The 23,963-nt window shown below is 60.9% G+C and carries 24 protein-coding genes; 23 read left to right on the forward strand and 1 reads right to left on the reverse strand.

Going from position 1 to position 23,963, the window contains the following annotated elements:
* Position 1: 1 nt before the first annotated feature.
* From motC to folD, 20 genes are all read left to right on the forward strand, one after another.
* On the forward strand, positions 2 to 1,297 hold the full coding sequence (gene motC / locus AC25BC_RS01905; RefSeq protein ID WP_128439583.1) for a chemotaxis protein MotC: 1,296 nt from the start codon (positions 2 to 4) through the stop codon (positions 1,295 to 1,297).
* Positions 1,294 to 2,727, forward strand: a complete 1,434-nt coding sequence (gene fliK / locus AC25BC_RS01910; RefSeq protein ID WP_017992945.1) for a flagellar hook-length control protein FliK — start codon at positions 1,294 to 1,296, stop codon at positions 2,725 to 2,727. The genes motC and fliK overlap by 4 nt, the downstream gene beginning before the upstream one ends.
* Positions 2,675 to 3,232 carry a transglycosylase SLT domain-containing protein gene (locus AC25BC_RS01915; RefSeq protein WP_012756074.1) on the forward strand — a complete coding sequence of 186 codons (558 nt, stop codon included), beginning with the start codon at positions 2,675 to 2,677 and terminating at the stop codon, positions 3,230 to 3,232. Before fliK ends, AC25BC_RS01915 begins: the two co-directional genes overlap by 53 nt.
* A 280-nt stretch (positions 3,233 to 3,512) precedes the next feature.
* On the forward strand, positions 3,513 to 4,184 hold the full coding sequence (gene rem, locus AC25BC_RS01920; protein ID WP_003545558.1) for a transcriptional activator Rem: 672 nt from the start codon (positions 3,513 to 3,515) through the stop codon (positions 4,182 to 4,184).
* Positions 4,185 to 4,307: 123 nt separating this feature from the next.
* Positions 4,308 to 5,606 carry a flagellar hook protein FlgE gene (locus tag AC25BC_RS01925; RefSeq protein ID WP_012756075.1) on the forward strand — a complete coding sequence of 433 codons (1,299 nt, stop codon included), beginning with the start codon at positions 4,308 to 4,310 and terminating at the stop codon, positions 5,604 to 5,606.
* A gap of 19 nt (positions 5,607 to 5,625) precedes the next feature.
* Positions 5,626 to 7,113, forward strand: a complete 1,488-nt coding sequence (gene flgK / locus AC25BC_RS01930; protein ID WP_012756076.1) for a flagellar hook-associated protein FlgK — start codon at positions 5,626 to 5,628, stop codon at positions 7,111 to 7,113.
* 3 nt (positions 7,114 to 7,116) lie between these two features.
* Positions 7,117 to 8,169, forward strand: coding sequence for a flagellar hook-associated family protein (locus AC25BC_RS01935; protein WP_012756077.1), 1,053 nt, complete (start codon positions 7,117 to 7,119; stop codon positions 8,167 to 8,169).
* Between the two features lie 34 nt (positions 8,170 to 8,203).
* Positions 8,204 to 8,551, forward strand: coding sequence for a flagellar biosynthesis regulator FlaF (gene flaF, locus AC25BC_RS01940; protein WP_003556569.1), 348 nt, complete (start codon positions 8,204 to 8,206; stop codon positions 8,549 to 8,551).
* On the forward strand, positions 8,548 to 8,997 hold the full coding sequence (gene flbT, locus AC25BC_RS01945; RefSeq protein ID WP_012756078.1) for a flagellar biosynthesis repressor FlbT: 450 nt from the start codon (positions 8,548 to 8,550) through the stop codon (positions 8,995 to 8,997). The genes flaF and flbT overlap by 4 nt, the downstream gene beginning before the upstream one ends.
* Positions 8,988 to 9,422 carry a flagellar hook assembly protein FlgD gene (flgD, locus tag AC25BC_RS01950; protein ID WP_012756079.1) on the forward strand — a complete coding sequence of 145 codons (435 nt, stop codon included), beginning with the start codon at positions 8,988 to 8,990 and terminating at the stop codon, positions 9,420 to 9,422. The genes flbT and flgD overlap by 10 nt, the downstream gene beginning before the upstream one ends.
* Positions 9,423 to 9,521: 99 nt before the next feature.
* On the forward strand, positions 9,522 to 9,788 hold the full coding sequence (gene fliQ / locus AC25BC_RS01955) for a flagellar biosynthesis protein FliQ (protein WP_009992823.1): 267 nt from the start codon (positions 9,522 to 9,524) through the stop codon (positions 9,786 to 9,788).
* Between the two features lie 90 nt (positions 9,789 to 9,878).
* Entirely contained in the window at positions 9,879 to 11,966 is a 2,088-nt protein-coding gene (flhA, locus tag AC25BC_RS01960) for a flagellar biosynthesis protein FlhA (protein WP_012756080.1), read from the forward strand.
* Entirely contained in the window at positions 11,963 to 12,715 is a 753-nt protein-coding gene (gene fliR / locus AC25BC_RS01965; RefSeq protein WP_017992948.1) for a flagellar biosynthetic protein FliR, read from the forward strand. The genes flhA and fliR overlap by 4 nt, the downstream gene beginning before the upstream one ends.
* Before the next feature lie 7 nt (positions 12,716 to 12,722).
* The gene (locus AC25BC_RS01970; RefSeq protein WP_017992949.1) at positions 12,723 to 13,136 is read left to right on the forward strand and encodes a hypothetical protein; all 414 of its coding nucleotides are present in this window, start codon (positions 12,723 to 12,725) and stop codon (positions 13,134 to 13,136) included.
* 32 nt (positions 13,137 to 13,168) lie between these two features.
* Positions 13,169 to 13,732, forward strand: a complete 564-nt coding sequence (locus AC25BC_RS01975) for a rod-binding protein (RefSeq protein WP_012756083.1) — start codon at positions 13,169 to 13,171, stop codon at positions 13,730 to 13,732.
* 124 nt (positions 13,733 to 13,856) lie between these two features.
* The gene (locus AC25BC_RS01980; RefSeq protein WP_003556590.1) at positions 13,857 to 14,222 is read left to right on the forward strand and encodes a hypothetical protein; all 366 of its coding nucleotides are present in this window, start codon (positions 13,857 to 13,859) and stop codon (positions 14,220 to 14,222) included.
* Positions 14,222 to 14,761 (forward strand): hypothetical protein, encoded by a 540-nt coding sequence (locus tag AC25BC_RS01985; RefSeq protein ID WP_012756085.1) that lies wholly within the window; start codon positions 14,222 to 14,224, stop codon positions 14,759 to 14,761. Before AC25BC_RS01980 ends, AC25BC_RS01985 begins: the two co-directional genes overlap by 1 nt.
* Before the next feature lie 291 nt (positions 14,762 to 15,052).
* Entirely contained in the window at positions 15,053 to 15,892 is an 840-nt protein-coding gene (locus AC25BC_RS01990) for a WecB/TagA/CpsF family glycosyltransferase (RefSeq protein WP_012756086.1), read from the forward strand.
* 156 nt (positions 15,893 to 16,048) lie between these two features.
* Positions 16,049 to 17,821, forward strand: a complete 1,773-nt coding sequence (locus AC25BC_RS01995; protein ID WP_128439582.1) for a GumC domain-containing protein — start codon at positions 16,049 to 16,051, stop codon at positions 17,819 to 17,821.
* A gap of 118 nt (positions 17,822 to 17,939) precedes the next feature.
* Positions 17,940 to 18,839: a bifunctional methylenetetrahydrofolate dehydrogenase/methenyltetrahydrofolate cyclohydrolase FolD gene (gene folD, locus AC25BC_RS02000; RefSeq protein WP_012756088.1), complete on the forward strand. Its 900-nt coding sequence runs from the start codon at positions 17,940 to 17,942 to the stop codon at positions 18,837 to 18,839.
* Between the two features lie 50 nt (positions 18,840 to 18,889).
* Here folD and AC25BC_RS02005 read toward each other — a convergent pair whose 3' ends face one another.
* Entirely contained in the window at positions 18,890 to 19,915 is a 1,026-nt protein-coding gene (locus AC25BC_RS02005; RefSeq protein ID WP_012756089.1) for a LacI family DNA-binding transcriptional regulator, read from the reverse strand.
* 308 nt (positions 19,916 to 20,223) lie between these two features.
* Here AC25BC_RS02005 and AC25BC_RS02010 point away from each other — a divergent pair, with 308 nt between their 5' ends.
* The 3 genes from AC25BC_RS02010 to AC25BC_RS02020 all read left to right on the forward strand — a co-directional run bounded on the left by AC25BC_RS02010 (position 20,224) and on the right by AC25BC_RS02020 (position 23,952).
* Positions 20,224 to 21,585, forward strand: a complete 1,362-nt coding sequence (locus AC25BC_RS02010; protein WP_012756090.1) for an ABC transporter substrate-binding protein — start codon at positions 20,224 to 20,226, stop codon at positions 21,583 to 21,585.
* 188 nt (positions 21,586 to 21,773) lie between these two features.
* Positions 21,774 to 22,787 (forward strand): carbohydrate ABC transporter permease, encoded by a 1,014-nt coding sequence (locus tag AC25BC_RS02015; RefSeq protein WP_487778534.1) that lies wholly within the window; start codon positions 21,774 to 21,776, stop codon positions 22,785 to 22,787.
* A 1-nt stretch (position 22,788) separates the two neighbouring features.
* Positions 22,789 to 23,952: a carbohydrate ABC transporter permease gene (locus AC25BC_RS02020; protein ID WP_012756091.1), complete on the forward strand. Its 1,164-nt coding sequence runs from the start codon at positions 22,789 to 22,791 to the stop codon at positions 23,950 to 23,952.
* The last annotated feature ends 11 nt before the right edge of the window (positions 23,953 to 23,963 follow it).

The raw sequence follows: 23,963 nt of genomic DNA on the forward strand, positions 1-23,963 counted from the left end.
AATGGCGCGTCGGCAGCACCGTTACGTCGGATTTGTGGCCCTCGGCCTGGCGATGCTTTCGCCGGCCGGAGGCAACGCGCAGGATCCGGACGATCTCGCGCCGTACAAGATGCTGCGATCGTTGCAATTCGTGCAGGATTCCGTCGTCAGCGGCGATCATTCGGCCGGCGAGATGCAACGCTTCATGCTGGGCACGATCGACGAGCGGCTGCGCACTGTCGATCCTTCGACATTCGACGACGACCGCAACGTCGACGCAGCGCTGATCTACGCGATGAGCGGCGGCAATCCCCAGACACTCGAATATCTGATCGCCCATGACGTCAACGGCTATTTCGACAACCGCGTCACCGATGTGCTGCGCAAATATCTGAGCGGCAAGGGGCTGCTCGTCGCCAAGACACTGGAGGAGACGGCCAGAGAATATCGCGACAAGAAGATCGGCCCCTACCTTGCCCTGATCGGCGGCAACGTATTGATCGCGACGAAACCGACAGACGCGCTGGATCTCTACGACCAGGCGCGTCTTGCCGCTCCGGGTACGATCGTCGAGGAGGCGGCGTTGCGCCGCTCCGTCGCCATCTGCGTCGACAAGGGAATGCTCGACAGGGGAATGGCCTATTCGCAGCGCTATGTCAGACGCTTCCTGCATTCGCCCTATGCCAGCCAGTTCGCCGATCTTTTCGTCACGCTCGTCGTCGGCCACGATCACGACGTGAAACCGCAGGATGTCATCGACATCCTGTCCTTCATGGACGCCCCGCGCCAACGCGAGGTCTATCTGCGCATCGCCCGCGCTGCCGCGATATCAGGCAAGCCGGAGCTGGCGCGCATGGCGGTCGGTCGCGTGCAGTCGCTTGGCGCCGGCACCGACAATCCCTTCGGTTCGCTTGCAGATTTCTATGGCGGCATGGCCGGCCTTCCCACAGAGGATATCGATCAGGCGGCGAAGAATGTCAGCGGCATCGACGGCAACGCGCTTTCGCCGCGGGATCAGGCGCTGCAGGAGGCCGCGCGGTCCATCGCCGACCAGATCCTGCGCGCTCCCGACCCGGCAAGCCTGACGCAAGCCTCGGATCCTAACACTGACCATCAAGAAATCACTTCTGAAAAGGCTGCGGCTATAGCCACGCAACCGGGAGCGCCAGGCGCGCTTCCCGAGCCTGTTCCGGGAGGTGTGGCATCGACTGGCCAAAGCCAGGATACCGACCCCTCATTCAACGCATTTGTGACGACCAATCGATCCAAGCTCGACGAGATCGACGGTCTTCTGGCGCAGGAAGGCAACGAACAATGATGGATATGAGCGTCTCGGGCGGAGCCCCCGGTGCGGAGTCCGCCGCGACTGCGAAATCTGCGCGACCGGCCGGAAAAGACGATGCCGCCGGCCAAAAGAACGGCTTCTCCGACGCGCTGGCCAAGGCAAGCGGCAGTGCTGCCAATGACGATGCCGACGATGCGCAGCCGAATCAGGGCGTGGCAGCCGATGGCAGCGCCGAGAAAGCGGCGCAGTCGATCCGCGGCCGCAACGGCGCAAAGCCGTTGATCGATCTTAGCGACGCCGCGCTGAAGGCACAGGCGGAGGCGCAGCCGGAAACGATCGTCAGTGCTGACAAGGCCGCGGCAAAGCCGGTAAAGGCCGAGATCAAAATGCCGACCGATCTCGGCCTCGGCAAGCTCGATCCGAAGGACAGTTCCGCAAACGGGGTCGCTCCGGCAGCCAAGGGCGGCAAACACACCAAGGCCGACGCGCTGGAAACCGATACGGATAAGGCCAGCGACGATGATGACGGCGGCATTTCCGATGTTCTGGGTCTGCTGAAGCAGGAGCCTGCCGACGGGACCGTGACTTTGCCGGCGGCCACCGCGCATCACGTCTCTGCAAACGTCGACGAGGCTGGAGCTGCCGACAAAAAAATCGATGGTATCGAAGCCAAGGCGGGCGGCCATGCGTCCGACGCTCTTGCCGCCGTCAGCGGCAACGTCGAGAGCGGCAAGGCGGATAATATCAAGGTTCCCGGATCGGAGGCTGCCGAAGCCGCCGATGGAAAGACATTCAGGATCAGCCGCGCCGATGGCCGCGGCGTCTCGATGGATGTCCACATCGGCACCGATCAGGTCGGTCCGAAAGATGGCTCGAAGAAGGCCGATGTCGAAAACGTTTCGGTGCTCGAATCGCGCCGCTATATCGGCCTGATGCAGAATTCGAATTCCGCTGCCGTTACCGCCGCTCTCTCCGGCGATTCCGAATGGGCGCGCGCCATGGAGCCGAGCTCGGCGCTCTCCAACGCGGCGGAATGGACGAGCACCGGCAGGGTGGTCAATACGTTGAAGATCCAGATGAACCCGCTCGATCTCGGTCTGGTGACGGCGACCATGCGCCTGTCCGGCGACGCCCTGAACGTCGACCTCAAGGTCGAAACCGGGGCGGCCTATCGTCAGATGAAGGAAGATCACGGCAAGATTCTCGAAGCTCTGCGCAGCCAGGGTTACGCGGTCGAAAACGTCACCATCAGCATGGCGCCGGTCGAGCGTTCCGACGCCGGCAACCAGGGCCAGGCCTCCCAGCAGCAGTCGCCTCCCCAGCAGGGGCAGGGCGGCGAGGCGCGCGAGCGCCACAATCAGACGGCACAGCGGACGGACGGAGGCTTCAATGGCGCAGGCGAGACTGGTATTGAAGACGCTCGTGCTGGCGGCAGCAGCGGTACTGGCGGCGTTTACCTCTGAGGCGACCGCCTCCACCGGCGCCTGCGAACGCGAGATCCAGTCGGCAGCGGCCAAATACGGCATCCCGGAAGGGATCCTCTATTCGGTCGGTCTGACGGAAACCGGCCGCAAGGGCTCGCTCTATCCCTATGCCATGAACGTCGAAGGCAAGGCGATCTTTCCGCCCTCGGAGCAGGACGCGATGCGACAGTTCGATGTCGCCCGCAACAGCGGCGCCAAGCTCATCGACATCGGCTGCATGCAGATCAACCATTACTTTCACGGCGAGAATTTCCGGTCCGCCGAGGAGATGTTCGACCCGCATCGCAACGTCGAGTATGCGGCAAAATTCCTCCGCAATCTGCATGACCGCCACGAGACATGGACGATGGCGGTAGCCAGATACCATGCCGGACCGAACAATAATCCGGCACAGAAGCAATATGTCTGCCGCGTCATCTCCAATCTCGTCGCCACGGGTTACGGCAAATGGACTCTCAATGCGAGTAACTTTTGCCGAAATTGATTCAACCAAAGATAGAATAGGCGTATTGTGACGAAACTGTGTCACAATGTGGCAGGAATCCGGCGTGAATCCCCCGCGCAAGTCATATTTAACCGACTGTTAACTTTTCCACGAAATTTTGGTGGGCATATTTAGGGCTACCCACTAGATATAGATCAAATCGCTACCCAGATCTTAATCAATTATTAGTTTCTGCCATTAACTTTAACGAGTTGTCGCCGATTCGTGCGATTCGTACCCATAGATCATCGAAGTGCCACACTGATTCGGAGGCGGACGAATGATCGTAGTGGTTGATGAGCGTGAGCTCGTGAAAGATGGATACACATCTCTGTTCGGTCGTGAGGGCATTCCCTCCACCGGCTTTGATCCAGCGGAATTCGGCGAGTGGGTACAAACCGCCGCCGATTCCGATATAGCTGCAGTCGAGGCCTTCTTGATCGGTCAAGGCCAGCGCAACTTCGAACTGCCCCGGGCGATCCGGGATCGGTCGATGGCGCCGGTGATTGCGGTCAGCGATCAGCACTCGCTCGAAAACACCCTTGCGCTGTTCGATTGCGGCGTCGACGACGTGGTGCGCAAACCGGTGCATCCCCGCGAAATCCTCGCAAGGGCGGCTGCGATCCGGCGCCGGCTGAAGGCGATCACCAACTATACCGAGATCGGCGGGATTCGCGTCTTCTCGGATGGCCGTGACCCCGAGATCAACGGCGAAGTCTTCGCACTTCCCCGGCGCGAGCGCCGCATCCTCGAATATTTGATCGCCAATCGCGGTCGCCGCGTCACCAAGACCCAGATCTTCAACGCCATCTACGGCATCTTCGATGAAGAGGTCGAGGAGAACGTCGTCGAAAGCCACATCTCGAAGCTGCGCAAGAAGCTGCGCAAAAAGCTCGGCGTCGATCCGGTCGATTCCAAGCGCTTCCTTGGTTACTGCATCGATTGGGCCTGATTTTCTCGGCCGGGCGGCGCCTGGCTGAACCGCATTATCCGGCCTCGCAGCTCGCATGACAGACAGCTTCACGCAAGGCCCGACAAATACTCTCGTGCATAACAGGTAAAGCGAGGTTTTCAGATGAGCATTTTCGGCAGCATGAAGACGGCAGTATCGGGGATGAACGCGCAGGCCAACCGCCTCAGCACCGTCGCCGACAACATCGCCAACGTTAACACGACCGGTTACAAGGCCGTGTCGACGAGCTTCTCGTCGCTGGTTCTGCCCTCCTCGGGCGGCAACTACAATTCCGGCGGCGTTCAGACCTCCGTCCGCCAAGCCGTCTCCGACCAGGGCGATATTTCCTACACCACGTCGAGCACCGACCTTGCAATCTCAGGCGACGGCTTCTTCATCGTCCAGGGTCCTGACGGCACCCCGGTTCTGACCCGCGCCGGCGACTTCACCAAGGACGACGAAGGCAATCTCGTCAACGCCGCCGGCTTCATGCTGATGGGTTATTCCTACGACTCCGGCTCTCCTGCTGTCGTCGTCAACGGCTTCGATGGCCTCGTTCCCGTCAACGTCAACCAGGATGGGTTGACCGCCATCGCCTCGACCTCAGGTATCTTCAAGGGCAACCTCGACTCCAATGCCAAGATCGCTCCGGTCGCTCCTGCGACGCTGCCGAGCGCCAACCTCGCCACGACGACGACCGACACCAAGAAGGTCTCGATGGTCGCCTATGACCGTCTCGGCAACAAGGTGATGTACGACTTCTACTTCACGAAAAAAACAGTTGTTACGCCGCCGCCGGCAACGCCCGCTACGGCTGCCACCTGGGAAGTGTCGATGTTCCGCAACGCCGATGCTGCGGTGGGCGGCACGACCTCCTTCCCCTACAGCACCGCCTCTGTCGGCACCGGAACGCTCAGCTTCGACGCCAACGGCAAGTTGACCGCGGGCGGCGCCGTTAACATCGTCGACCCAGTGACTGGTCAGACGATTGCCATGGACTTCTCCGCCTTCACACAGCTCGGTGCCGACTTCTCCGGCACCGGCACGCCGAACGGTCAGGCAGCGACCCCGGTCAAGGACGTCACGGTTGATGGCGACGGCATCGTCTACGCGAAATACGAAGACGGCAGCACCAAGCCGCTCTATCGTATTCCGCTGGCCAATGTCGCTAGCCCGGACAAGCTGACGCTGATGAGCGGCAACGTCTACAGCGCCAACGGCCAGTCGGGCGTCACCGTCACCGGCTTCCCGCAGACCAACGGTCTCGGCACGATCAAATCAGGCGCTCTCGAAGGTTCGAACGTCGACCTCGCCGGCGAGCTGACCGAGATGATCGAATCGCAGCGCAGCTATACCGCCAATTCCAAGGTGTTCCAGACGGGATCCGACATTATGGACGTTCTCGTCAACCTCAAGAGATAAGCAAGGTACCGGGTAAGCCATGTCGCTCACATCCGCACTTAATACCGCGCAGAACATATTCAACAATACGGGTACTCAGAGCAGTGTCGTATCGAACAATATCTCGAATGCGGGCAACAAAGATTACGTGCGCCGGCAGGCGATGCTCACCACGTCCTTGAATGGCGCACAGGTCGTCAAGATCGATCGGGCGCAGGAAGAGGCGCTGCTGCGCCAATACCTGAAGACATCCTCTCAGGACAGTGCCCAGCAGGCATTGCTCGGCGGTCTCGAGGACCTCAAGTCGATCGTGGGTGGCAACGACTACGAAACGTCGCCATCCACCTATCTCGGTGTTTTCCAGCAGAAGCTTCAGGCCTTCCGCACGACGCCGGGCAGCACCGTCGCTGCTCAGGGCGCCATCACCGCCGCGCAGGACGTCGCCAACTCGCTGAACAATGCCTCGCAATCCGTTCAGAACGTCCGCGCCACCGCCGACAAGCAGATCGCCACCGACGTCGATAAACTGAATACGCTTCTCAACGACTTCGAGAAGGCCAACAACGCGGTGAAGACCGCCACGGCCTCGGGTGCGGATGCATCCGGCGCGCTCGACGAGCGTGAGAAGGCTCTCAAGCAGATTTCGCAGATCGTCGGCGTCAACACGACGACGCGCGACAATAACGACATGGTGCTGAGCACCTCTGACGGGACGATCCTCTTCGAGACGATCCCGCGCAAGGTGACGTTCAAGTCTCAGGATGTCTATACCGCGACCATCACCGGCAATTCGGTCTATGTTGACGGTGTGGCACTTCCACGCGGCAGCGGATCGACGACGACGGGGCAGGGAAGCCTTCAGTCTCTCCTCCAGGTCCGCGACGAGATCGCCCCGAATTTCCAGAAGCAGCTCGACGAAGTCGCCCGCGGCCTGGTCTCGCTCTTCAAGGAGCAGAACACGGCAGCCGGCCCGGCCTATGTGCCCGGCCTCTTCACCTGGAGCGGCGGCACGGTCGATACCGGCGCCACCGCGGTTGCCGGCATGGCGGCGACCATCACAGTCAGCAGCCGCGTCATCACCTCGCAAGGCGGCGATCCGATGCGCTTGCGCGATGGCGGCGTCAACGCCACCGGCCTCGTCCTGAACACGTCAGGCGCCAGCGGTTATACGACGGAACTCGATCGTCTCTATACCGCATTGGGCTCCGACATCGATTTCGATCCGGCGGCGGGGACGCCTGTCGGGTTCGACGCCACGACAGGCATCGATTCAAACGTCAGCATCATGGAATTCGCCACAAATTCCCTCGGCTGGCTCGAACAGTACCGTAGCAATGCCACGACGGCAGCGGAAAACACCTCGGCGGCGCTGTCACGCTCTGACGAAGCCTATTCCAACGAGACGGGCGTCAACCTCGACGAGGAGCTGACGCTGCTCCTCGACATAGAGCAGTCCTACAAGGCGGCGACCAAGATCTTGAACGCCGTTGACGAAATGTTGAAGTCATTGCTGGATATTGCGAGTTAAGCCATGAAGAGCTCATTTATTTCAAGTTCGGCCATTCAGAATGCGATGCGGTTGACGATCCGTCAGGCGCAGAACCAGATGACGAAGGCGACGATGGAAGCGACGACCGGAGTCTATGCGGATATCGGTGTCTCGCTCGGCGGCAACGCCGCCAGGAGCGTGGACTTCAGCCGCGAGGTCGACAGGATAGACTCGATCAAATCAAGCAATTCGCTTGTCACCGCGCGCATGGAATCCTCGCAGCTCGGCCTTTCCAAGATGAAGGATGTCGGCGACGGCCTCGTTTCGAAGCTGACGGCGCTCCAGGGCAGCCATGATCCCGGTAGCATCACCGTCGCCATCCAGTCGGCGACCAGCGCCCTGTCCACAATGATGGACACGGCCAATACCATGGTAAACGGCGAATATCTGTTCTCGGGCATCAACACCGATGTGCAGCCGCTGACCGACAAGACGACCGCGACCAGTGCCGCCATCGTGACGGAGTTGAATACTTACGCCGCCGCTCTCGTCCCGCCGAAGGCGGTCAGTGCTCTCACCGGCGCCGAAATGAGCACCTTCATCACCACGAAGGTAGAGCCGATGTTCAGCCAGGCCGCCTGGACCGACCCGACGACCGGCTGGTCGCAGGCATCGAGCCAGAACATGACGAGCCGCATCAGCAACTCCGAGGTGATCGAATCCTCGACCAATGCCAATTCCGAGGGCATGCGTTACTTCGCGCTCGCCTCGGTGATGACCTCGGCGCTGTTGGGCCAGGGCCTCAGCAGCGATGCGATGAGCACGGTGTCCAAACAGGCGATCAGCTATACGACCAAGGCGACCAGCGGCCTCGTGACCCAGGCAAGCCAGCTCGGCCTTTCCCAGGAGCGCGTCAAGAAGTCCAACGACGCCCTCGACGCCCAGTCCAACATCATCAAGAACAAGCTCGTCGACCTCCAGGGCGTCGATCCCTATGAAGCCTCGACCCTCGTCAAGACTTTGGAAACGCAGCTTGAAACCGCTTACACGATCGTCTCGAAGATCCAGCAGTTGAGTCTTGTAAACTACCTTTGATGAGCAAAGGCGCGCAATAAAGAAGGATGCATGAATGTATCAGTTCTCATATGCCGAAGTCATGCAGGACTCGGTAGCCGACGCGAAAGAGCGGGAATGGCAGGTTCTTGACCGGTCCATAGACTTGCTGGCGGCGGCGCGCGAAAAGGAAAAATACGGCCGGGAAGCCATTGAAGCCCTGTTTTATACACGCCGGGTCTGGATCAGCTTCATCGAGGATCTCAAACATCCCGACAACCAGCTGGAGATCGGGCTCAGGGCCAACCTCATCTCGATCGCGATCTGGATATTGAAGGAATGCGACAGGATCAGAAAACGTCAGTCTAATAACTACCAGGGCATCATCGACGTTACCACCATCATCAGGGATGGACTTAAATGAAAAGTACACTTCGCATTTCTCTGAAAGCCGGAGAAAGAATCTTCATCAACGGCGCCGTCCTGCGCGTCGACCGCAAGGTCGCGCTGGAATTCCTGAATGATGTGACGTTCCTTCTCGAAAACCACGTCCTCCAGCCGGAGGGCGCCACGACGCCGCTGCGTCAGCTCTATTTCATCGCGCAGATGATCCTCATCAATCCAGAGGGCAAGGACCACTCGACGGCGTTGTTCCGCAAGTCGATCACCATGCTGCTCACCTGCTTCAAGAACGAAGAGATCCTCGCCGAACTGAAGCGCATCGATGCGCTCGTCTCGACTGGTCGCGCCTTCGATGCACTCAAGGCGATCCGCGGCCTCTACGCGATCGAAGACAATATCCTCAACAACCACGAAATGCCGCCGACGATGGTCGAGCAGATTCGCAGGGAGATTGCACCATGGCGGTAGATGCAACATCAAGCGTGGCCAACACGAGTTCGACGAGTACGACGAACACGGCCCAGCAGAAGGCGACGCTGAACTACGACAATTTCCTTCAACTGCTCATCGCGCAGATGAAGAACCAGGATCCGACCGATCCGGTCGACGCCAGCGAACAGATGTCGCAGCTGGCGAGCTTCTCGCAGGTCGAGCAGACGATCCAGACCAACACCAAGCTGGACACGCTGCTCGCCAGTTCGAGCCTCACCCAGGCCAGCAGCTACGTCGGCAAATACATGGAAAGCGCCGACGGCACCGTCAAAGGCACCATCGAATCCGTCAAGGTTTATTCCGACGGAATCATTGCGACGACCACGGATGGCGGTAATATACTTGTGCAGGCGGGAATCACCGTTGCCGACAAGGCGCCGACGACGTCGACCGATACCTGATACCCACGGCGCCGGTGCGCCGCATAGCTCGGGTGATACCAATCAATGGCGGTCCGGCCACGGCGGGGCTGCTTCAAGGCGATATGAGGTTGCCTTCGGATGAATGAAGCTGATGCATTGGATCTGTTCCAGGCGGCGATCTGGACCGTGTTGATTGCTGCCGGTCCCGCCGTCATCGCCGCGATGGTGGTAGGTCTCGTCATTGCCTTGATCCAGGCGCTGACCCAGGTGCAGGAAGCGACACTGACCTTCGTGCCGAAGATCGTCGCGGTGCTGATCACGGTCGGTGTCACCGCGCCGTTCGTCGGTTCGCAGATCTCGATTTTCACCAATCTGGTCTTCTCGCGCATCCAGTCCGGTTTCTGAGCCACCTTCGCGCAAGCTTCGCCATTTAACTCTCGATCCGAATTGGGCGGACCGCATGTCCGCCTCCTCTCATGAAGAGACGGAATCGTCATGGCGCAACCACCCGCACTCCCCCTCCCGAAAGTCGCCCCGAACCTGCGCGATGTCGGTTTTGCCCTCGGCATCATCGTTATCATCTGCATTCTCTTCCTGCCGATCCCGCCATTCCTGATCGACATGGGACTGGCCTTCTCGATCGCCCTCTCGGTGCTGATCCTGATGGTCGCGTTGTGGATCCAGAAACCGCTCGATTTCTCGTCTTTTCCGACCATTCTGCTGATCGCGACGATGACGCGACTGGCGTTGAACATCGCCACGACGCGCGTCATTCTTTCGCATGGTCATGAGGGCCACGATGCAGCGGGCGGTGTCATCGCGGGTTTCGCAAGCCTGGTGATGTCCGGTGACTTCGTCATCGGTCTGATCGTCTTCCTGATCCTCATCACCATCAACTTCATCGTCATCACCAAGGGCGCCACGCGTATCGCCGAAGTCGGCGCGCGTTTCACCCTGGATGCCATCCCCGGCAAGCAAATGTCGATCGACGCCGATCTCTCGGCCGGCATCATCGACGAGAGGGAAGCCCAGCGCCGGCGCAAGGAGCTCGAAGAGGAAAGCTCCTTCTTCGGTGCCATGGACGGTGCGTCGAAATTCGTGCGCGGCGATGCCGTCGCCGGCCTGATCATCACCTGCATCAACATCTTCGGCGGCATCATCATCGGCTATTTCCGCCACGGCATGCCGATCGGCGAAGCGGCCGACGTTTTCGTCAAGCTCTCCGTCGGCGACGGCCTCGTCGCACAGATGCCGGCTCTCATCGTCTCGCTCGCGGCCGGCCTTCTCGTCTCGCGCGGCGGCACCACCGGCTCCACCGACCAGGCGGTCGTCAATCAGCTGAGCGGTTATCCGCGTGCGCTTTCCGTCTCGGCGGTGCTGATGTTCATCCTGGCCCTGATGCCGGGCCTGCCGTTCGTCCCCTTCGTATCCCTCGGCGGTCTTCTGGCCTTCGGTGCCTGGTTCATCCCACGTCAGGTCGAGGCAGAGAACATGCTTCGCCGCGAGCAGGAAGAAAAAAAGGTCGTCCAGAGCAAGGAACTGGAAAAGGATTCGGTCAAGGCAGTGCTGCGCACCTCCGAAATCGAGCTCGCACTCGGCAAGATGGTCTCGACGCGCCTGCTCGGCGCCCACCAGGAACTGGCCTTCCGCGTCGGCAAGATGCGCAAGAAGTTCGCCACGCAATACGGCTTCGTCGTGCCCGAGATCAAGGTCACCGACGATATCGCCATCGCCGAGAAGTCCTACCAGATCCGCATCCACGGCACGACGGTCGCCTCCAACCTACTGCGCGTCGGCGAAGTCCTCGTCGTGACCGGCGCCGGCCGCCGGCCGAGCATTCCCGGCGACGAAATCCGCGAACCCGCTTTCGGCATGCCTGCCGTCTCGATCCTCGAAAACTTCGCCGACGATCTGAAACGCGAGGGCTTCCAGCCGATCGACAACGTCTCCGTCGTGTTGACCCATATGAGCGAGGTCATCCGCAACAACCTGCCGCAGCTTCTGTCCTACAAGGACGTCAAGGTGCTGATCGATCGGCTCGATCCCGAATACAAGAAGCTCGCCGACGAGATCTGCTCGTCGCACATGTCCTATTCGGGCCTGCAGGCGGTGCTCAAGCTGCTGCTTGCCGAACGTGTCTCGATCCGCAACCTGCATCTCATTCTCGAAGCGGTGGCCGAGCTCGCCCCGCATGTCAGGAAGACCGAGCAGATCGTCGAGCATGTCCGCATCCGCATGGCCCAGCAGCTTTGCGGCGACTTGGCCGACAACGGCGTGCTGCGCGTGCTGCGGCTGGGCAGCAAATGGGATCTCGCTTTCCACCAGGCGCTGAAGCGCGACGCCAAGGGCGAGGTGATCGAATTCGACATCGATCCGCGCAGCCTGGAGGAGTTCAGCGAGCAGGCCACCAAAGTTATCCGTGAGTTCATGGATCGCGGCCTGCCATTCGCACTTGTCACGTCGCCGGAAACACGCTCCTATGTGCGCATGATCATCGAGAGGCTGTTCGCCACGCTCCCGGTCCTGTCGCATGTCGAACTGGCCAAGGGCATCGAGATAAAGATTTTGGGCTCTATTTCATGATAACAGACCCGCAAGGGACCGTTCTCGCACTGTTTCTGGTTTTCTGCCGGATCGGTGGCTGTGTGCTGGCTCTTCCGGGTTTTTCCTCGGCGCGCGTGCCCGAACAGCTGCGCGTCTTCATTGCCGGGGCGCTGTCGATCGCCGTCATGCCGTTGCTCTGGGATACCGTCTATCCGGCCGTTCACACCGGTGCCGGAACCTATATCGGCCTGATCTTCAGCGAATCGCTGATCGGCGTGATGTATGGCATGCTGGCGAGGATCTACACGCTCGGCATGCAGTTCGCCGCGACGATCATCGCCATGATGGTCGGCTACACCCAGCCGGGTTCCGCCGACATCCTCGAAGACACGCCGGAGACCAGCCTTTCCGGCTTCATTACCTTTGCCGGCATGATGATTCTCTTCATTATGGATTTCCATCACATCGTCTTCCGCGCGCTGATCGATTCCTACACGACCATGCCCTTCGGCGGCTTGATGCAGATGCGCGCGACGCTGATCTCCTTTACCGACACGCTGGAGCAGACCACCTACATCATGCTGCGGCTGTCGAGCCCGTTTTTGATCTACGGCCTGATCTTCAACGTCTCGATCGGTTTCATCAACAAGCTGGCGCCGCAGATCCCGGTCTACTTCATCTCCACGCCCTATCTGCTGATGGGCGGGCTCTTCCTGATCTATTTCTCGATTGCGGCGATGGTCAGCCAGTTCGGCCAGTCCTTCGGCTCGATCTATATCGGGCGATGAGGCTGATATGATCGAAAAGAAGCGCTCCCAGAAGCTCAAGCGGCTGCTCTCGGTGCAGCGGCATATCGAAAGAATGGCCGAGAACGACCTGGCCGAAACCAGCCGCCAGCGTGTCGAGGTCAATGTGGCGATGGACGACGTCATCCTCGCGCTCGGCTCGATGGACCCCGTCCACCACGCCTTCTCGCAGAATTACGCCGACCGATTCGGCAGGCTCACCATCAAGGACCAGCAGCTGACCGGCATGCAGCAGATCCACGAGATGCGGCTGACGCGCGAGCGCGCCAAGGGCGACCGCCTCGAAGAGGGCATGCAGGAAGCCCTCGAGGCCGAGCGCCGCGAGGCAGATGACAACGCCGTCTACGATGTCATCGATCAGCAATTCGCAACGCCAGCCTCCAGCAAGCTTCAAAAACCATAGTCGTTACGATCTTAAATTCAGAGGATTGTAACGTGGCTATTTCGCCCCCCAGTGATCTGGTCCTGGACGTTGTCAAAGCTGCCGACCCCATGGAGCTTCAGGCAGCCCAGGAAAAGTTGAAGGCAAATCGTGCGGCCTTTGCCGCAACGAGCCTCGCCGAGAATGGCAAGGGCTTCTCCAATACGGTCGACGTTCTCGATCAAGTCGGCCACAAGAGTGGCCTCAACAACATTCAGAACCGCACCAAGGCCGAGGAAGCTCCGGAAAGCTACCGGAAGTTCGAGGCCATGGTCCTGCAGAATTTCGTCAAGTCCATGCTGCCGAGCGAAAGCGAAGACGTCTACGGCAAGGGTGCGACCGGCGATATCTGGAAAGGCATGATGGCCGAACAGCTCGGCAACGTCATGGCCAAGGGAGACGGCATCGGCATTGCCAAGCAGATGTACAGCGAGCAGCTGCGCCGGCAGGAAGGTAAGATCGTCAATGCCTCCACCGACGACGATGACCGCAACACCGCGCTCAGCATGATCGACGACTTCCAGCGCAAGACCTTTGGCACGCCGACGGCCGAAGCCAAGACCGATAGAACAGGATGATTTTAGGCCCGTTGGCCTGAAATCTGAATCCTGTTCTCAATTAAAGAGTTAGAGCGTGATGCCGTCCGAAAACCGCGCACACTTTTCGGCATCATGCTCTAAGCGACGCATAACCGAGGGTACAATGGAAATAGTTTCGAACGAATACAGGATCAAATCCGTTCTCGGACGCCTCGAAATGATCATCGATAATGAGAACACCCGGATCGGCAACGATCCGCAGTTCGATCTCAAGGTCTCCAATGCGCATAAGAGCCGCTGCCTCTACGAGCTGTCGATGCTTTTCCGCGACACCGATCCGGCCGAGCTTGCCGCTGCCCATCTCGATCAGTTGCACGGCTTGAAGAAGAAACTGGTTCTCAATGCCCGTCGCGTCGAGGCGCATCTCGAAGCGGTTCGCGCCGTCGCCGACCTCCTGAAGAACGCGGTTCAGGACGCCGATGCCGACGGCACCTATTCCCAGGAACAATTCGCCGCGCGTGGAAACTGATGATCAAGCTCGTCCTCACCGGTGTCTGGGTTTGCGCCATCACCTTGGCATCGGTCTATTTCTCGGTGTACCTGGCGACCGCGCCGGCGCCCGCAGCAACGGATTCCAAGCAGAGCGCTCTTGAACTGGTGAAGGGCGAAACGATCACGGTGCCGATCATTGGCAACGGTGCGATCACCGGTTACTTCCTCGGCCGCGTTTCGTTCATGATGAACAAGGACATGTTGAAAGGCGTAACGTTGCCGCTGAGCGAGATGACGACGGACGAGCTTTTCAGTTTGCTCGTCGGCAACAAGATGGTCGATATCGCCCACATCAAATCCTTCGATCCGAAGGCCTTCCGCGAGGAGATCAAGAAGGGCATGAACGAGCGCCTCGGCGGCGAATACGTCGCCGACGTGATGCTGGAGCAGCTCGATTATCTCTCCAAGGAAGAGGTCAAGGAAAGCTCCGCCGGTCAGCCGAAGAAGGTGGGCAAACCCGTCAAGATCGTTGAGACCGCACCGGCCGCCGAAGCACCGGCGCCAGCTGCCCACTAAACATCATCTGATCATCGACGACAAACGGCGCCCGAGGGCGCCGTTTGTCGTTGGCGCGCGTGGTTAATAATCCACTTATGCGAGCATGGAAATTCAAGGAATTTTCCTAAGGGTTGTTTGAAACCGTCCTGTTATATCAGGTGTCACAGCTTGGCATGCGCCGCTTATCCGAGATCGGAGCGACGCCGTCCCGGCGGGACGCGACCGGTCCTTTCGAGACCTCCGGTGCGGAAATATAGGCTTGTTTTCCGGGATGTCGGGCGCATGCAGCACCCTCGGCAGGAGGTAGGAATGAATCTGATTGCAAACTTCGCGGTGCTCGCATCGCGGCGGACGATCTTCGATCTGCCGGTCTGCGATCTCGGCTGGGACGATGCCCTCGTTTTCATCAACGAGCTGGCCTCTATTCCCGTCGGCCAGACCGTGGTTTGCTTCGTCAACGCCCACAACATGCTGACCGCGCTGCGCGACGACGAGTATTACCGGATCATGTCGCACAATCTGGTGCTGCCTGATGGTATCGGCCTCAACATCGCATCGCAGATCGCGCATGGTTCGCCGTTTCCCGCCAATCTGAACGGCACCGATTTCGTGCCGGCCTTCCTCACCTTCATGGAGGCCCCGCGCCGCATCGGCCTCATCGGCGGTGAGCGTTCGGTCGTCGAGGCAGCGGCGGAAAATTTCCGCAGGCACACGCCCTGGCACGAATTCGTCGTCGTTTCCGACGGTTACTTCGACAAGGTCGATCCCACAGATGTCATCGAGGAACTCGAGCGCCAGAAGGTCGATATCCTGATCGTCGGTATGGGGACGCCGCTGCAGGAAAAATGGGTTCACGATCATATTCGCGCCGATCATGCACGCCTGGTGCTGACGGTGGGCGCTCTCTTCGACTTTGTCTCCGGCGCCGTCCCACGCGCGCCGAGGACGGTGCGGATGATGCGCCTGGAATGGGCCTATCGCCTGCTGCAGGAGCCGACGCGCCTCTGGCGCCGTTACATCATCGGCATCCCGGTGTTTCTCTTCCATGTCCTGCGCTACCGCTTCCGCCGGCGCGAAAGGATCCTCAGCCATCCGGAAGAGCACGGCAGCGCGCTGCAGCCGCGGTCGGATCATAAGAAGGCGAGCTGACCTTATAGCGCCGCGCGTCTAACAAGACGCGCGGCTTAGCAATTCTTGCCCGCTGCGGTTAACCATTTCTTTGCCATGAATATTTAGAGTGGCTTAATCATCTGTATCCGTGCGGATGAGCGAACTCGGCCATCATGTGCATGAGATGTGGCGCAAATGTACGATATCAGGGCCAGAAACAACTTCCAGGATCGCGTAGCCGCAGGGCCGCGCCACGATGACGATTCCTACGGGGCACCCCGGTCGAGCCAGCCTGATATCGCGCCGCCCGAGGCCGAATTGCTGCGCGCCATCGGCCGGGTGCTGGAGGAGCAGCGCGCCAGAGCGGCGCGCACCGCACCGCTGGTCGACCGCATCGAAACCATCCTCGGCAACCGCCTCCGGGCCGCCAACGACGTCGGCCATCCGCTTCTTCAGGAGCCGGCGGGCGACGAAGAGCTGAGCGTTCCGGCCGACGAGCCGATGATCTCACCCGAACCGCTGGCCGCGGTCCGTGAAGAACCCGCCGAGCCCCGGCCGGTCGCACCGCGCCGCCGCGTGGGCGGCATTGGTCTTGCGATGATGGTCGCGGCTGCGACGATCGTCGGCGCGGGCCTGCCGGCGCTGATGCCGGCTTCGCCGGCCCTCTACCGCGCCGAAGCGACGCTTGCGGTGAAGAGCGATGCCGCAAGCCGCGCTGCCTTCACCCAGGCCGCGGCGAAAGGGTTGCTGTCGGCGCGCATGGTTGCTTCGACGGTGGCTGCCCTGAAACTCGATCATGATCCCGAATTTGCTGGCGCCAGTGCCAATGCGCTGGGCGTCGCGCTCGATCTCCTCTCGGCGACCGGCGCTGCTGCCGATCCGGCCTCGCGCGCCGAGGCGACGCTGAAACATGCGGTCGAGATACTGCCCGATGCCGCCGCCGGCACCATCCTCGTCAGGGTGACGACCGGTGATAGCGGCAAATCCATGCGCATCGCCGCAAAGCTTGCCGAAGCGGTGTCCGCAGCAGACGGACCCGGCGGCAACGTCGAGACCGATACCGCCTTGCGCAAAACCTATGACGAGATCAAGGCGGAGCTTGCCGCCTTCACGGCGAAGAGCGGCGAGGGCAACGTCAAGGTGGCGTTCGATCTTCGCCGCCAGATCGACCAGCTCGATGCCGATCTGAAAGCGGCCGACCAGAACATCCTTGCCGCCAAGGCGCAGACCGACCGGCTCAAGGCCGCAAAACTTGCCGAAGTGCTCGACGGTTCGCTCCCCTCCGATATGCTTTCGCCGGCGCTGCAGGACTGGCGTGACAAATATGCCGTCGCCAAAACGACGCTTGCGCAGCTTTCGGCCGAGCTCGGCCCGCGCCATCCGCGCCTCTTGCAGCAGCAGGCCGAAACCGACGGCCTGAAGGAGAATATGGGCAAGGAGCTGACCCGTCTTGCCCAGACTGCCAACCTCGCCGCCAAAGCCGCCGTCGATGCGCGCAAGGGCCTGAACGATCGCCGCAACACGCTGATCGCCCAGAGCCGGGACACCGGCGTCGATTTGTCACGTCTGACCGAGCTCAGCGAAAAGGCGAATGCCGCCCGCTCGCGCCTCGAAGAGGCGACGTCCACAGCGGTGGAAACGGCCGCCGACGGTCGTATCGTTCTCCTGAAGCCAGCATTGGCAACCGCAGTATCGGGAAGCGATGGCCTGACCGGCCGCTCGCTGGCCGGTGCCGCAGCGGGCCTTGCGATAGGCCTTGCCGCGGCTTTCCTGCTCCGGCTGCGGAGGCCCGTCGCCGATCCCGCAAGGGAAAAAATGCCAGTACTTCGGCCGCAGGCCGCACTGCCGTCGATGCCCGCGCAGGCCCCCGCACCGGTCGACGAGATGGAGCTGCTGCGCTCCGAGATCTCCGGCCTGCGCGACCGGCTTCGTGTTCATGCGCTCGAAGCGCGGCAGCCGCTGCGCTGAAAACATTTCCTTGCAAGCTTGCTATTGCCTTGCCGCTTTCGGACAGGATAGGGCGTTAGCGGGCAATTGACGCTCGCCGAATATCCATAGATTGACGCGAAACAGGGCGGAGAGACGCGTGACGACAGTAATCGACGGAAAGAACGTAGCTGCATCGGTCATTCAGACGGTCAAGAGTGCGACGGCGGCGCTGGAAAAGAGCAGCGGCGTCACCACCGGTCTTGCGGTTGTCATCGTTGGCGACGATCCGGCAAGCCACGCCTATGTCGGCTCCAAGGGCCGCATGGCCAAGGAGTGCGGCTTCAAGTCCGTTCAGCACACGCTGCCGGCCGAGACGAAGCAGGAGGATCTGGCAGCCCTCGTCGCCAGCCTCAACGCCGATCCGTCGATCCACGGCATTCTGGTGCAGCTGCCCCTGCCGAAGCCGCTCGACAGCGAGGCGATCATCCAGTCGATCCTGCCGGAAAAGGATGTCGACGGTCTGAGTGTCGTCAATGCCGGCAAGCTCGCCACCGGCGATCTGAAGACCGGACTGGTCTCCTGCACCCCGGCCGGCGCCATGGTCTTCGTCCGTCGCACCCATGGCGAGGATCTCTCCGGCCTCAACGCCGTCGTCATCGGTCGCTCCAACCTGTTCGGCAAGCCGATGGCGCAATTGCTGCTCAACGCCAATGCGACGGTGACGATCGCTCATTCCAGGACCAAGAATCTCGCCGAGGTCTGCCGCAACGCCGATATCCTGGTGGCCGCCGTCGGCCGGCCGGAGATGGTCAGGGCCGATTGGGTCAAGCCCGGTGCGACGGTCATCGACGTCGGCATCAATCGGGTGGCAGCCCCCGAAAGAGGCGAGGGCAAGACCCGGCTCGTCGGTGACGTCGCCTTCGAGGAGGTTTCGGCGGTCGCCAGCACCATAACCCCGGTTCCCGGCGGCGTCGGGCCGATGACCATTGCCATGCTGATGGCCAATACGGTCATTGCCGCCCATCGCACCGCAGGGCAGACACCGCCGCAGTTTTGATTAGAGCATGATGCCGAAAAGTGTGAGCGGTTTTCGGACGACATCCTGTTCTAGGCCTGGGGAACAGGACCGGTCGAGGCCCTGACGATCAGCTCGGTCTTCCAGAGCTCCTGGTCGGGGAAGGGGCCCGCCTGCTTTACCGTGCCGATCAGCCGCTGCGCGATGCGAACGCCCGCCGCCCGCAGTGAAGAGCGCGTCGTCGTCAGCGGCACGGAAAAGCTTTCCGGTTTCAGCAGCGGCAGTACGTCGTCATGGGCGATCAGCGAGATATCCTCGCCGAGCCGCAATCCGGCCTGGTTGACCGCGCGGATCGCGCCGAGCGCCAGCACCGTGCTGGAGCAGAGGATCGCCGTCGGTCGCTCCGGCAATTGCAGGAAGTGTTCCATTGCCAGCAGGCCTTGTTCGTCCGTCATCAGCGCGTGGCTCATGCAACCCTCCTCGAGCGCAAGCCCGCGCTCGGCAAGGGCGGCGACGACACCGTTCTTCCTGCGGATGGCGAAATCGAGATGCATCGGTCCGTTCATCAGCGCAAAGCGCGTATGGCCGAGCTGCAGCAAGAGCCGCGTCGCGTCGTAGAAGGCGCCTTCATTGTCGATGTCGAGATAGGGATAGTCCGGCTCCGAACCGAAGGACCGGCCGTGCACGACATAGGGCATCGAGAGCGATTTCAACATGGCGAGCCGTGGATCGTGGCCGCGCATATAGGCGACGAACAGGGCATCGACATTGCCGCTGATCGCAAGGCGGCGCAGCGCCGCCACCTCGTCATCCGGGTCGGCCGGCATGATCACGAAGTGGAAGTCGTGGCGCACGGCCTCTTCGCCCAGCCCTGCCAGGAATTCGCCGAAATGCACGTCGGACTGGTGGCCGGGCGCCGTCGGCATGACGAGGCCGATCGAGCCTGCCTTGCCGGTCGCAAGCCGTTGCGCCGCCTTGTTCGGGCGGTACCCGGTTTCCTTGACAGCCTGAAGCACGCGCTCCCGGGTCGCCTCGTTGACCTCGGGATAGCCGTTGAGCGCTCGGCTCACCGTCGTCTGAGACAGCCCCAGCAATTCCGATAGCTGTTTGAGATTCACCTGCTATGCTTCCTCCCGGCCCGCCCGTCAGCCGTCTTGAAAAGGCCTGCCGCCTCCCAGTGGCATCCAAAGCGCTTTCAATTATGTATCATCTGGCGCGCTTGACTCAAGAAAAATCGCTCCATATTTCCCGATAGGTGCTGTTGCGCCGCGATATGCCCCGATATCTGGCGTGTTTGCAGCGGGTTTTCGCGAATTAACTTGACTTCATTCCGCCGAAAGTGGAATGAGTTGGGTGTCAAAGCGCTTTGAAATTTCTTTATTGAGGGAATTCGGCGCGGTTGGGATTGTGATGGGAGGTTGATCACATGAAAAAGTCATTTTTGATGGGCGTTGCCGTGGCAGCGCTTTTTGCCGGTGCTGCGTCCGCGGCCGATTTGAAATTTGCCCCGGGACAGGATTCCAAGTTCAACTGGAAGAGCTATGACGAGTTCAAGGCTGCGCATGCCGATCTGAAGGGTCAGCCGCTGACGATCTTCGGGCCGTGGCGCGGCGAGGACGAGGCGTTCTTCATGAGCGTGCTTGCCTATTTCACCGAAGCCACTGGCATCGATGCCAAATACTCGTCTTCCGAAAACTACGAACAGCAGATCGTTATCGACACGCAGGCGGGCTCGCCGCCGAACATTGCCGTTCTGCCGCAGCCCGGCCTCCTGGCCGATCTCGCCAGCAAGGGCTTCCTGACGCCGCTCGGCGATGACAACTCCAAGTGGATCAAGGACAATTACGGCGCCGGCGACAGCTGGGTCGGTTACGGTACCTACAAGGGCAAGGACGGCAAGGAAGCCTTCTACGCCTTCCCGTATAAGGCCGACGTAAAATCGCTGGTCTGGTACGTGCCGGAGAATTTCGAGGAAGCCGGTTACAAGATCCCGACGACCATGGAAGAACTGCATGCCCTGACCGACCAGATCGTCAAGGACGGCGGCGTTCCCTGGTGCATCGGACTCGGTTCCGGCGGCGCCACCGGCTGGCCGGCGACCGACTGGGTCGAGGACATCATGCTGCGCATGCAGCCGCCCGAAGCCTACGACAAGTGGACGACCAACGAGCTGAAGTTCACCGATCCGGCGGTCGTTGCCGCGATCGACGAGTTTGGCAAGTTCGCCAAGAACGCGAAATACGTCGATGGCGGCGTCGCAGCCGTGGCCTCGACCGATTTCCGCGACAGCCCGAAGGGCCTCTTCGCGGTTCCGCCGAAGTGCTACATGCACCATCAGGCCTCGTTCATCCCGTCCTTCTTCCCTGAAGGCACGAAGCTCGGTCAGGATGCCGACTTCTTCTACATGCCGACCTTTGCGTCGCATCCCGAACTCGGCAAGCCGGTTCTCGGCGCCGGCACGCTCGTCTCGATCGCCAAGGACTCGAAGACGGCCCGCGCCTTCATCGACTTCCTGAAGACCCCGATCGCCCATGAGGTCTGGATGGCGCAGTCGAGCTTCCTGACGCCGTATAAGGGCGTCAGCACCGAGGCCTACGCCAACCCGCAGATGAAGAAGGAAGGCGATATCCTGACCTCGGCCACCACCTTCCGCTTCGACGGTTCCGACCTGATGCCGGGCAAGATCGGCGCCGGCGCCTTCTGGACGGGCATGGTCGATTTCGTCGGCGGCAAGTCCGCTGAAGAGGCCGCTGGCGAAATCCAGAGCGCCTGGGACGGCATCAAGTAATCTTTCAAAATTATGCCGCCGGCTTGCCGGCGGTATGGGCTTGCATGACTGGCCGGGCTCGCAAAGAGCCCGGCCATCGCAGGATATATTGTGATTGGGCTATACAAATAGATTGACGGTGACCGGCGTTGACCCGTCAGAATAAAAGCCGGTCGGAATAAGATCAGGGGAAGCAGGGGAGGGACGAAATGCTGTCGCAGATAGTGTCCGCTTTGGGCGTCGTGGTCGGAGCCGTTATCGCATGCTCGGCCTATTTCTATTTTTCGAACAAGATCCTGGATCTCGCTCTGCCGGTGAAGGATGGTGACATCCGCGCCGCATCGCGCAATCTCAACCGGCGTGCCCTCGTCCGGCCGTGGTTGTTCATCGGCCCGGCGCTCTTCCTGCTCGTCGTCTATCTCGTCTATCCCGTCGTTGCGACCTTCATCCTCTCCTTCTACGACCGTGCCGGCCTGCAGTTCGTCGGCCTCGCCAACTACAAATGGGCGCTCGGCGACCGCGAATTCCGCCAGTCGATCTTCAACAACATCCTCTGGCTCGCCGTCGTGCCGGCCGCCTGCACCTTCTTCGGCCTCGTCATCGCCGTGATGACCGATCGCATCTGGTGGGGCAATATCGCCAAGAGCATTGTCTTCATGCCGATGGCGATCTCCTTCGTCGGCGCCTCGGTCATCTGGAAATTCATCTATGAATATCGCGGCGGCAACGACGTCCAGATCGGCCTGCTGAACGCTATCGTGCAGACCTTCGGTGGCACGCCGGAGGTGTGGATCTCCATTCCCTTCTGGAACAACTTCTTCTTGATGATCATTCTGATCTGGATCCAGACCGGTTTCGCCATGGTCATCCTGTCGGCCGCCCTTCGCGGCATCCCCGAGGAGACGATCGAAGCCGCCGTGATCGACGGCGCCAATGGTTGGCAGATCTTCTGGCGCATCATGGTGCCGCAGGTCTGGGGTTCCATCGCCGTCGTCTGGACGACGATCACCATCCTCGTCCTCAAGGTCTTCGACATTGTGCTGACCATGACCAACGGCCAGTGGCAGACGATGGTGCTGGCGAACCTGATGTTCGACTGGATGTTCCGCGGCGGCGGCAATTCCGGCCGAAGTGCGGTCATCGCCATCATCATCATGCTCGCCGTCACGCCGATCATGGTCTGGAACGTGCGCCGCGCCAATCGCGAATTGAAGGGGCACTGAGATGACCGCTATCGGAAGCTACTTCAAGATCGGCCCCGCCCGGCTCTTCGTTCACGCAGCCGTTCTGTTGATCGTCATCATCTGGCTGATCCCGACGCTCGGCATCTTCGTCAGCGCGCTGCGCGACAAGGACCAGATCGTCGTCTCCGGCTGGTGGACGGCCTTCGTCGGCTCGACCCAGACGGCCGCGGTCCGCCTTGGTACACCCGACCAGCAAAAGCAGGAGGGTGCCACCTACGTCATCTCGGGCAATGTGCTGGAAGGCCAGACCGGCCGCGCGGTGAAGGCCTTCGGCAACCGCATACAGCAGCCGGCCGCCTTCAAGGCCGGTGAGACCGCCGATCTCGGCGACGGTGAAACCCTGCAGATCAACAGCGACGGCAGCTACCGCTATGTGAAGAACGCCGCCTTTTCGCCCGACCAACGCCCGAAGCGCATCTATGCATCCGTCTCGGCGCCGCCGGAATTCACGATGCAGAACTACAACACGGTTCTGACCGGCGAGGGCATCGGCCAATCCTTCATCAACTCGCTGACCGTGACGATCCCGGCGACGATCATCCCAATCCTGATTGCCGCTTTCGCCGCCTATGCCCTGAGTTGGATGGAGTTTCCCGGCCGCGGGCTGCTGATCGCGCTCGTCGTCGGCCTCATCGTCGTGCCGCTGCAGATGTCGCTGATCCCGCTGCTGCGCCTCTATAACGAGATCGGCAACATGCTCGGCCAGCCGTCGAAGACCTATCCCGGCATCTGGCTGGCTCATACCGCTTTCGGCATGCCGCTCGCCATCTATCTCTTGCGGGCCTATATCGCCGGCCTGCCGAAGGAGATCATCGAATCCGCCCGCGTCGACGGCGCAAGCGATTTCGAGATCTTCGTCCGCATCGTTTTGCCTCTGTCCTTCCCGGCACTCGCCTCCTTCGCCATCTTCCAGTTCCTGTGGGTGTGGAACGACCTGCTCGTCGCCATGGTCTTCCTCGGCACCGACAAGGACCACATCGTGCTGACCGGCAGCCTGAACGCGCTGCTCGGCTCGCGCGGCGGCAATTGGGAGATTTTGACGGCGTCAGCCTTCGTCACTATCATCGTGCCGCTGCTCGTCTTCTTCGGGCTTCAGCGTTACCTGGTGCGCGGTCTGCTGGCAGGTTCGGTCAAGGGAGGCTGATCATTCCAAAC

It is taken from the genome of Rhizobium sp. WSM409, assembly GCF_057653825.1.

What these genes read in the sequence shown, in the direction of transcription:
- motC (WP_128439583.1), top strand. Translation starts at nt 2, where the DNA reads ATGGCGCGTCGGCAGCACCGTTACGTCGGATTTGTGGCCCTCGGCCTG.
- fliK (WP_017992945.1), top strand. Translation starts at nt 1,294, where the DNA reads ATGATGGATATGAGCGTCTCGGGCGGAGCCCCCGGTGCGGAGTCCGCC.
- rem (WP_003545558.1), top strand. Translation starts at nt 3,513, where the DNA reads ATGATCGTAGTGGTTGATGAGCGTGAGCTCGTGAAAGATGGATACACA.
- AC25BC_RS01925 (WP_012756075.1), top strand. Translation starts at nt 4,308, where the DNA reads ATGAGCATTTTCGGCAGCATGAAGACGGCAGTATCGGGGATGAACGCG.
- flgK (WP_012756076.1), top strand. Translation starts at nt 5,626, where the DNA reads ATGTCGCTCACATCCGCACTTAATACCGCGCAGAACATATTCAACAAT.
- AC25BC_RS01935 (WP_012756077.1), top strand. Translation starts at nt 7,117, where the DNA reads ATGAAGAGCTCATTTATTTCAAGTTCGGCCATTCAGAATGCGATGCGG.
- flaF (WP_003556569.1), top strand. Translation starts at nt 8,204, where the DNA reads ATGTATCAGTTCTCATATGCCGAAGTCATGCAGGACTCGGTAGCCGAC.
- flbT (WP_012756078.1), top strand. Translation starts at nt 8,548, where the DNA reads ATGAAAAGTACACTTCGCATTTCTCTGAAAGCCGGAGAAAGAATCTTC.
- flgD (WP_012756079.1), top strand. Translation starts at nt 8,988, where the DNA reads ATGGCGGTAGATGCAACATCAAGCGTGGCCAACACGAGTTCGACGAGT.
- fliQ (WP_009992823.1), top strand. Translation starts at nt 9,522, where the DNA reads ATGAATGAAGCTGATGCATTGGATCTGTTCCAGGCGGCGATCTGGACC.
- flhA (WP_012756080.1), top strand. Translation starts at nt 9,879, where the DNA reads ATGGCGCAACCACCCGCACTCCCCCTCCCGAAAGTCGCCCCGAACCTG.
- fliR (WP_017992948.1), top strand. Translation starts at nt 11,963, where the DNA reads ATGATAACAGACCCGCAAGGGACCGTTCTCGCACTGTTTCTGGTTTTC.
- AC25BC_RS01970 (WP_017992949.1), top strand. Translation starts at nt 12,723, where the DNA reads ATGATCGAAAAGAAGCGCTCCCAGAAGCTCAAGCGGCTGCTCTCGGTG.
- AC25BC_RS01980 (WP_003556590.1), top strand. Translation starts at nt 13,857, where the DNA reads ATGGAAATAGTTTCGAACGAATACAGGATCAAATCCGTTCTCGGACGC.
- AC25BC_RS01985 (WP_012756085.1), top strand. Translation starts at nt 14,222, where the DNA reads ATGATCAAGCTCGTCCTCACCGGTGTCTGGGTTTGCGCCATCACCTTG.
- AC25BC_RS01990 (WP_012756086.1), top strand. Translation starts at nt 15,053, where the DNA reads ATGAATCTGATTGCAAACTTCGCGGTGCTCGCATCGCGGCGGACGATC.
- AC25BC_RS01995 (WP_128439582.1), top strand. Translation starts at nt 16,049, where the DNA reads ATGTACGATATCAGGGCCAGAAACAACTTCCAGGATCGCGTAGCCGCA.
- AC25BC_RS02010 (WP_012756090.1), top strand. Translation starts at nt 20,224, where the DNA reads ATGAAAAAGTCATTTTTGATGGGCGTTGCCGTGGCAGCGCTTTTTGCC.
- AC25BC_RS02015 (WP_487778534.1), top strand. Translation starts at nt 21,774, where the DNA reads ATGCTGTCGCAGATAGTGTCCGCTTTGGGCGTCGTGGTCGGAGCCGTT.
- AC25BC_RS02020 (WP_012756091.1), top strand. Translation starts at nt 22,789, where the DNA reads ATGACCGCTATCGGAAGCTACTTCAAGATCGGCCCCGCCCGGCTCTTC.